6 protein-coding genes are annotated in these 6994 nt (G+C 71.8%); 4 read left to right on the top strand and 2 right to left on the bottom strand.

What is annotated here, in order from left to right; genetic code table 11:
* Nucleotides 1-40: 40 nt before the first annotated feature.
* Both ACFCV8_RS34910 and ACFCV8_RS34915 read right to left on the bottom strand, forming a co-directional pair.
* Entirely contained in the window at nucleotides 41-1543 is a 1503-nt protein-coding gene (locus ACFCV8_RS34910; protein ID WP_376689539.1) for a glycosyltransferase family 39 protein, read from the bottom strand.
* Between the two features lie 304 nt (nucleotides 1544-1847).
* On the bottom strand, nucleotides 1848-2477 hold the full coding sequence (locus tag ACFCV8_RS34915; RefSeq protein WP_376689540.1) for a TetR/AcrR family transcriptional regulator: 630 nt from the start codon (nucleotides 2475-2477) through the stop codon (nucleotides 1848-1850).
* Between the two features lie 320 nt (nucleotides 2478-2797).
* Between ACFCV8_RS34915 and ACFCV8_RS34920 the strand changes: the two genes are divergently transcribed.
* The 4 genes from ACFCV8_RS34920 to ACFCV8_RS34935 all read left to right on the top strand — a co-directional run bounded on the left by ACFCV8_RS34920 (nucleotide 2798) and on the right by ACFCV8_RS34935 (nucleotide 6958).
* Complete coding sequence (locus ACFCV8_RS34920; protein ID WP_376689541.1) at nucleotides 2798-3772, top strand: tetratricopeptide repeat protein; 975 nt, start codon at nucleotides 2798-2800, stop codon at nucleotides 3770-3772.
* 601 nt (nucleotides 3773-4373) lie between these two features.
* Nucleotides 4374-5015 (top strand): DUF6230 family protein, encoded by a 642-nt coding sequence (locus tag ACFCV8_RS34925; RefSeq protein ID WP_376689542.1) that lies wholly within the window; start codon nucleotides 4374-4376, stop codon nucleotides 5013-5015.
* Between the two features lie 94 nt (nucleotides 5016-5109).
* Entirely contained in the window at nucleotides 5110-5667 is a 558-nt protein-coding gene (locus tag ACFCV8_RS34930) for a DUF6114 domain-containing protein (RefSeq protein ID WP_376689543.1), read from the top strand.
* Nucleotides 5657-6958: a hypothetical protein gene (locus tag ACFCV8_RS34935; RefSeq protein WP_376689544.1), complete on the top strand. Its 1302-nt coding sequence runs from the start codon at nucleotides 5657-5659 to the stop codon at nucleotides 6956-6958. The genes ACFCV8_RS34930 and ACFCV8_RS34935 overlap by 11 nt, the downstream gene beginning before the upstream one ends.
* Nucleotides 6959-6994 lie beyond the last annotated feature (36 nt).

Consider the following 6994-nt stretch of genomic DNA (forward strand, 5'->3'; position numbering starts at 1 on the left):
TGGGTGGGCGGGGCGCCGCGGGGGGTGGTGGGGTGGCCACCTAAGACCCACCGGGTGTGGCCCAGGCCAACGCCCCGGGGGGGGGCGCGGGCCCCGGGCCCCGCCCCCCCGCCCCGCCCCGGGCGCTTCGGGCCGCCGGGCCGCACCCGCGGGCGGGGCGCCTCTCGTACACCGTCACCCTGCGCCCGCGGACCTGCTCGTCGGCCACGGCCGTGAAGTGCTTCCTCAGCACGGAGGTCTTCACCCGGTCCCGTGCGGTCGCCGACCCGCTCGCCGCCCGGGGGGTGTCCGTCACGAGCAGGATGCGGCGCTCGGCGAGCATCGCCGTACGGATCCGGTTCGGTGCCAGCTCCACGCCCCCGAGGGTGCCGGATTCCTCCGGGCTCCGTGCCAGGGCGATGTCCCGCAGACCGGAGAAGGCGTCCGGGGAGACCGCCCTGGTGTCCCGGCGGAACGTGGGGACGAAGACCACCGCGTCCCCGGTCCGCTGCAGCCGCCGCACCTCCGAGGCCACCGCCAGGACGTCGTCCACCCGGCTCGAGGGGGACCGTTTGGCCAGGGACTGGGGCAGCAGCGCCGCCATCGCCACGACCAGCACCACGGGCAGGACCGCCGGCGCCGCCCCTGGACGCCGGGACCCCACCGCCCGTACCGCCGCACCGACCGCCGTGCCGATCAGCAGCGCCAGCCCCAGCAGGCTGAAGAGGATGTAGCGGTCCAGGAACAGCGGCCGCACCAGCGAGAGCCCGACGAGGCCGAGCTGCGGGACCGCCAGCAGCGGCAGCGCGACGGCCGACACCGACAGCCGCCTCGCCCGGGGCCGGTCCAGCAGCGCGCCGATCCCGCCGATCGCCAGCAGGACCGCCGGGCCGATGAGCATGTGCCAGGTCAGCGGCGGTATCCAGGAGACCTGCGAGGCCTGGCTCCGGCTGAAGACGATCAGCGGCAGCACGGCGGCCGTCGCACCCGCGGCCGCGACGGCCCAGCGCTTCCACACCGTGCGCCGGGCCCCGCTCCAGGCCAGCGTGGCCAGGTGCGCCGGGAGGATCAGCAGCGAGAGCCAGTTCAGCAGACCGCTCATCGCGACCACGCCGCCGTAGGTGGCCCAGTGCACCGTGCGGCCGCGCCCCTGCAGCAGCGTCACGAGCAGCAGGGTGGAGATCCCGGCCCCGGCCGCGACCAGGGCGTACGGCCGCCCCTCCTGGAGGTGGAACTGCACCGCCGGAAGCAGCCCGAAGGCCATTCCTCCGGCCAGCCCCGCCCACGTACCGGCGAGCCGGCGGCCCATGACCGCCACGCAGGCCGCCGCCACGCCCGTGGCGACGACCGAAGGAAGCCGCAGGGTGGTGGTGTTGGGGCCGAACCATTCGAACAGCGCATGCATCAGCAGGTAGTAGCACCCGTGCACGACATCGATGTTGCCCAGCATGTGCCAGATCTCGGCGGTGGACCGCTGGGCCACCTGCCAGGTCGCGGCCTCGTCCCGCCACACGCTGTTCTGCCGCGCCAGCCCCCACAGACCGAAGGCGAAGGTCCACACCATCGGTATCAGCCAGACGAGAGTGCGGCGACGCGCGGAGCCGGCGAAGGACGCACCGGACGGCGTCCCGGACTCCGGGGAACGGGGAGAGGGGCGCGGGGTACGGGACGTGGATATCAAGGAGGGCTTCCGGAGCAGCGGGCGGACAAGGGCTGAGCGCCACTCGGGAAGGCCCCGCTCCAGCGAACCGGAAAGCCGTGGGAACCGCAGTCCCCCCGCGCGGCCCTCGTGAAGGCAGCCGCGGTCGAGGCCGCCGTGGAGGGGCCGGCCCGTCCCGCGCCTTCCGGTCATTCGATCACGGCGCCGCTCAGTGGGAGGCCGCCGCCCCCAGTCCCGCCAGCAGCAGCACGGTGAAGCGCCGCGCCCAGTCCTCGTCGACGGGCTCGGCGCTCACCAGTGCCCGGTGCACCACCGCACCGGCGATCACGTCGAAGATCAGGTCGGCGGTGGTCGCGGCGGCCTCCGCGTCGTTCTCCACGGGCAACTCCCCGCGCTCCTGGGCCCGTTGGCGCCCCTGGAGCACCAGCCGCTTCTGCCGCTCGACGATCGAGTCGCGGATGCGCGCGCGCAGCGCCTCGTCGCGGGTCGACTCCGCGACCACCGCCATCAGTGCCGTACGGGTCTCCGGCCGCTCCAGCAGTGCGGCGAACTGGAGCACCACCGCCTGCACATCGGCCGACAGGCTGCCCAGGTCCTGCAGTTCCAGCTCGTCGAAGAGGACCGCGACGGCGTCCACGACCAGCTCGTTCTTGCCCGCCCACCGCCGGTACAGGGTCGTCTTGGCGACCCCGGCCCGCGTCGCCACGTCGCCCATCGTCAGCTTCGACCAGCCGAGGTCGACCAGGGAGGCCCGGGTCGCCTCCAGGATCGCCTCGTCGGCGGCGGCACTGCGCGGGCGTCCCGTTCGAGGGGGTTTGGGGTGGCTGCGGCTCAGCATGCCGCGACCATACCCGCCAGTAAGTACAGCGGACCGGCCCCGGGGACCGTGAGACAGATCACCGGTCGCACCTGTGCGCGACGGGGGTGCGACAGTTACGCTACGGGTCGTAGCGTAAGGACGGCGGCCGTGCCGTCGTGAACGCCGCAACCGATTGACAGCCACAAGGCTCCGGGTGGGGACCCGGTGCCGCACAGGGCCGTTCAGGGGCCCCTGGGACCGTGTTCGTCCGCACGCCCCGCACACCGGCGGGGGCGGCGGACGGGCGTGGTTCCGGTATCGCTTTCCGGATCGGCGCACCGAGGGGGGAGGATGTACGCATGCAGCCTAGGAACATGTCCATGAGCGGCGTCGTCGACCTCGCCGCGGTGAAGGCGGCCGGTGAGGCCAAGGTGAAGGCGGAGCAGGCGCGGGCCGAGGCCGCCCGGCAGGGTGGCGGCGGTGCCGTACCGCCCTCCGCCCTGGTGATCGATGTCGATGAGGCGGGCTTCGAGCGCGATGTCCTGCAGCGCTCCGCCGAGGTCCCGGTCGTCATCGACTTCTGGGCCGAGTGGTGCGAGCCGTGCAAGCAGCTGGGTCCGCTCCTGGAGCGGCTGGCCCGTGAGTACAGCGGCCGCTTCGTGCTGGCCAAGATCGATGTCGACGCCAACCAGATGCTGATGCAGCAGTTCGGCATCCAGGGCATCCCGGCGGTCTTCGCCGTCGTCGCGGGGCAGGCCCTCCCGCTCTTCCAGGGCGCGGCCCCCGAGGCCCAGATCCGTCAGACGCTGGACCAGTTGATCCAGGTCGGCGAGGAGCGCTTCGGTCTCACCGGCATCGCGGTCGACCAGGACGCCGCCGCCGACGACGCCGCGGAGCCCGCCGAGGTTCCCGCCGGCCCGTACGACGCCCTGCTGGCGTCGGCCGCGCAGGCGCTGGACGCGGACGACTTCGCCGGTGCCGTCCAGGCCTACCGGAACGTGCTGTCCGACGACCCGGCCAACATGGAGGCCAAGCTCGGTCTCGCGCAGGCCGAACTCCTGTCCCGGGTCAAGGAGATGGACGCGCAGCGGGTCCGGGAGGCCGCCGCCGCGAACCCGGCCGACGTGCAGGCCCAACTCGCCGCGGCCGACCTGGATCTGGTCGGCGGTCATGTCGAGGACGCCTTCGGCCGGCTCGTCGAGACGGTGCGGCGCACCTTCGGGGACGACCGGGACGCGGCGCGGGTGCGGCTGCTGGAGCTGTTCGAGGTGATCGGCCCCGACGACCCGCGGGTCATGGCCGCACGGACGGCGTTGGCGCGGGTCTTGTTCTGATGTGACAAGCGGCCGCGGTACCCGCCCGGGAACCGCGGCCGTTTTCGCGAGCGGACGATAAGAGACGCCCCTGCTTTACCAAATCTTGATAAAGCAGGGGCCTGTTACTCGCAGTAAATCGGGTGCGGAGATCTGTCCGCGCCGGTATGTCATTGCCCCCTTTTGCCCGTTGGCCCGGTGCCACCCTGTGTGGCCGGGCGGTATCAGGGGGTCGAGCAAGGGTTATCGGGTCGTTACTAGCGAGTAACGAACCCCCTTGTGCCACGGGCGGGAATGCACCACGATCGGCCACGCTCGGTCCAATGACGCCAGCCCGGCTGCCAGTCGGCGCGGGCGGCCCCGTTGGTTCCCCACCGAGTGGGCCGGCGGCAGTGGCGTCGGCTCCGGGCAGGGGGGTTCCTGTCGTCCGGCAGGGCCTGTCCGAAACAGGCCGCGCGCACGCGCGGCCGGTGGTTGTCGCTCGGGGGTGATCGCCGGTGATTCGGACGCGGTTCCTGCCTCCGTGCGCGGGCGCTCTCCTTGCCGAGGACGTAGCACTTCTCCCATCCCAGGACGGGCCCAGGCCCGGACCGGAGATGTACGTCCGAGAAGGAGGAAAATAATGAGTTCCCAGGTTCGTGGCGGCACCAGATGGAAGCGTTTCGCTCTGGTGATGGTGCCGAGCGTCGTCGCGACCGCGGCGGTGGGTGTCGGTCTCGCGCAGGGTGCCCTCGCGGCGTCCTTCAGCGTGTCCGGCCAGAGCTTCAAGGTGAGCACCGACAAGCTCGTCGGCCATGACTTCGTCCAGTACGGCTCGGTCGCCACCGGTATGGACCCCGAGGGCAAGAACGGGGCTCACGCCGTTGCCGTGTCCGGCTTCAGCAAGGCCACGATCACCAACATGTGCCAGTCGGTGGTCACGCCGGGCCTGCCGTTCGGCCTCGGCACCGTCACGCTGCAGCTGAAGGCGGGTACGGACCCGGCGAAGCCGGTCCGTGCGACCAACCTGTACCTCGATGTCGCCGAGCTCGACGCCGACGCGTCGTTCAAGAACATCGACATCGGTGTCGCCGCGGGTGCCATGGGCAAGCCCGGCATCCAGGCCGGTACCGAGAAGGCCGTCAACCCGAACGGTTTCGCGCAGCGCGCCGAGTCGGTGACGCTGAAGAACGTGAAGCAGACGGCATGGGCGACCACGGCCGGTACGTTCAAGCTCAGCAACCTGAGCCTGCGGCTGCACAGTGGCGTCAAGGAGTGCTACTAGGCACCCGCCGGGTGGCCGGAGCATCCCCGAGGGGGCTCCGGCCACCCACCCTTTCACTTCTCACAGCAGTACCGGTTCCAGGGAGCTGTTTTTCATGAGCCCCGAGTCCACAGGGCAGAACGAGCATTACCTCACCGCCTTCCGGCGCGGATTCCGCGCCTGGCGGGGTAATCGGCCGTTCTGGGCGGGCCTGTTCACCATGGTGGGCGGCCTTCCCATCGCGTATTTCCCGTACGCCAACATGCACCTCGGCAACGTCACGCTGGCGATGTCCACGACCGCCGGTGCCGGGTCCCTGATCATCGGGGTCCTGTTGATAACGCTGGGGCTCACGATGTGGTTCCACCACATCGTGAGGGTGTTCGCGGGCGTCGCCGCGATCCTGCTGGCGCTGATCTCGATCCCGGTCGCCAACCTCGGCGGCTTCCTGGTCGGTTTCCTGTTCGCCATGCTGGGCGGCGCGCTCTCCGTCTCGTGGGCCCCGGGCGAGCCCGCGGCCGTGGACGCGGCGGCGGAGAAGGCCGGGGCGATGTCCGGCGTCGGGGCGCAGGAGCCCGGACCCGGGTTCCACGGCGCGGCGGCGGTGCCACAGCAGCGGGAGCAGTACGACACGACAGTCGAGGCCGATGGCGGGAGGCACCGTGAGGGGTGACGAGACGCAACTGAACTCGGCCGGGGAACGCCCCGGCACCAGAAGCGGACCGCGCCACGCCGCCCCCCGGAAGTCGTTGCTGACGAAGCTGCACATCCCGGCGGGCAAGGCGTTCGCGCTCGCCGCGATGCCGACGGCCGTCTTCGTGGGCATGGGGCTGACCCCCAAGCTCGCGCTGGCCGACGACAACCCGGACATCCCGTTCGCGCCCGGACCCTGCGTCACCCGCTCCGACGAGCCGAGCGAGTCGCCCTCGCCGGCCGCCTCGAAGTCCGCCTCGCCGTCCCCGTCCGCCACGCAGTCCGGTGACGGGAAGAAGGACGACGCCACGACGGCCCCGAAGCCCTCCGGGACCCCGTCCGCCGAGGACGCGGCGAAGCCGGAGGCGAAGTCCGCGGCCGAGCCGGCCGAGGCCGACGCCGCCGAGCCGAGCGCCTCGCCCACCCCGACGAAGTCGAAGAACCCGCTCGACCCGCTGGGCGTCGGCGACGCGCTGAGGGACCTCTTCGGCATCCCGGACAAGGAGGCGGACACCCCGCCCTCCCAGCCGGCCACCGACTCCCCGGAGCCCGGGGCGTCCAAGGGCACGGACGCACCCGCCGACGAGCCGGCCGCGAAGACCGGGAAGACCGCGGACTCCGCGAAGACCGGGGACGCCGCGAAGGGGGCGGCCGACAGGACCGCCGACGCCATCCGCGAGGCCGCGGGCAAGGCGGGCGAGAAGGTCGAGGAGCTCGACGACAGCGTCAAGGGCCTCGACGCCAAGAAGGACACGGACGTCCCGGACGGCGCCAAGCAGCCCTTCCCCTGCCCGACCCTCGACGCCGAGGCACTGGCCGCGGCCGACCTGGAGACCGGCGTCCCGCTCCTCCCGGACGACCCGTGGATCCTGGAGAGTTCGGCGCTCACCCTCAGCGGGCTCGACTACAAGGGCATCGTCGAGGTGAAGACGTACAACGGCACCGTCAAGAAGGTGCTGAAGTTCACCGCCAGCTCCATCGACATCGACAACCTCCACCAGAAGACCGTCGGCCCGGTCGGGACGACGGCCCACGTGGAGGCGCGGAAGGGCTCCAAGTCCACCATCCGCGACGGTGAGGTGACGATGTACACCGAGGAGCTGAAGGGCAATCTCTTCGGCCTCATCCCGGTGACGTTCAGCCCCCAGGCACCGCCCCCGCTGAACGTGCCCTTCGCCATCTTCACCAAGGTCAAGGTGACCCAGGCGGGCCAGTTCGGCGGCACCCTGACGATCCCCGGGCTGCACAACTACTTCACCGGCGGGAACTGACCGTACGGACGGCCGCGGGCCGCACTCCTCGTCGGG

The organism is Streptomyces sp. NPDC056347 (genome assembly GCF_042262625.1).
Classification (GTDB): domain Bacteria; phylum Actinomycetota; class Actinomycetes; order Streptomycetales; family Streptomycetaceae; genus Streptomyces.

Coding starts and splice junctions, on each gene's coding strand:
- ACFCV8_RS34910 (WP_376689539.1), bottom strand. CDS start 1,543: ATGGTGTGGACCTTCGCCTTCGGTCTGTGGGGGCTGGCGCGGCAGAAC.
- ACFCV8_RS34915 (WP_376689540.1), bottom strand. CDS start 2,477: ATGCTGAGCCGCAGCCACCCCAAACCCCCTCGAACGGGACGCCCGCGC.
- ACFCV8_RS34920 (WP_376689541.1), top strand. CDS start 2,798: ATGCAGCCTAGGAACATGTCCATGAGCGGCGTCGTCGACCTCGCCGCG.
- ACFCV8_RS34925 (WP_376689542.1), top strand. CDS start 4,374: ATGAGTTCCCAGGTTCGTGGCGGCACCAGATGGAAGCGTTTCGCTCTG.
- ACFCV8_RS34930 (WP_376689543.1), top strand. CDS start 5,110: ATGAGCCCCGAGTCCACAGGGCAGAACGAGCATTACCTCACCGCCTTC.